This is a genomic window from Clostridioides sp. ZZV14-6154 (assembly GCF_020657785.1).
Classification (GTDB): domain Bacteria; phylum Bacillota; class Clostridia; order Peptostreptococcales; family Peptostreptococcaceae; genus Clostridioides.
Genome location: NZ_JAGWCY010000032.1, coordinates 1 through 741, shown reverse-complemented (window position 1 = coordinate 741; position 741 = coordinate 1). Strand labels below are relative to the sequence as shown.

Here is a 741-nt window from a genome sequence, read left to right as displayed (position 1 = left end):
TAACAGTTTAAGATAGATAACTTATGTAAGAACCGTAGGGACTACGGGGATAGCCTGTGGAGAATTGGTAAGACATATTTTAGTATGCAAAATTCTATGAAGCAGGAACCCTGTGACTTTAGTCATGGGAGGTTCAGGATAGGTAAAGGAAAAAGAAGTGAAGAAGTTATACAAGGCATGGAGAAGTATGGAGCAGTTTATCTTGCAGCAATAGGAGGAGCTGGTGCATACATTTCAAATTCGATAAAATCATGTGAAATTATTGCATATGAAGACTTAGGTGCTGAAGCTATAAGAAAGATTGTAGTAGAAGACCTTAAACTTACAGTAGCTATAGATAGTTATGGAAATAATATCTACGAGCAAGGACGAGCAATTTATGAATGTAAATAAATTTTGAAAATTTATATAAATACTAAAAATACAAAACAATTTAATTGTACACATTTTAAGGAGTTGTACTTAGAAAATAGAAATATATTTAAAACTTATGAACAATATCTAGAATATACAGGAATACGTAAAGAAACAGATAATAGAAAAATAGTTATTTATACAAGGGTTTCAACCTCTAATCAAAAAGATGATTTAAAAAATCAAGTTGAATTTCTTAAACAATATGCCAATTCTAAAGGAATAATAGATTAAGAAAATACAAGAAAAAGATTAGAGAGGATGAAGATATTGAAAAGAGCATACAAGATAGAGATTAACCCCTCTGATGAACAAAAATCTAAAATA

2 pseudogenes are annotated in these 741 nt (G+C 29.7%); both read left to right on the top strand.

The annotated features are described in order from the left end of the window. Positions 1-129: 129 nt before the first annotated feature. A pseudogene (locus tag KGF45_RS19545) lies at positions 130-393 on the top strand (fumarate hydratase C-terminal domain-containing protein); the annotation flags it as partial. Positions 394-480: 87 nt separating this feature from the next. Continuing rightward, positions 481-642, top strand: a pseudogene (locus KGF45_RS19540) (recombinase family protein); the annotation flags it as partial. Between the last annotated feature and the right edge of the window lie 99 nt (positions 643-741).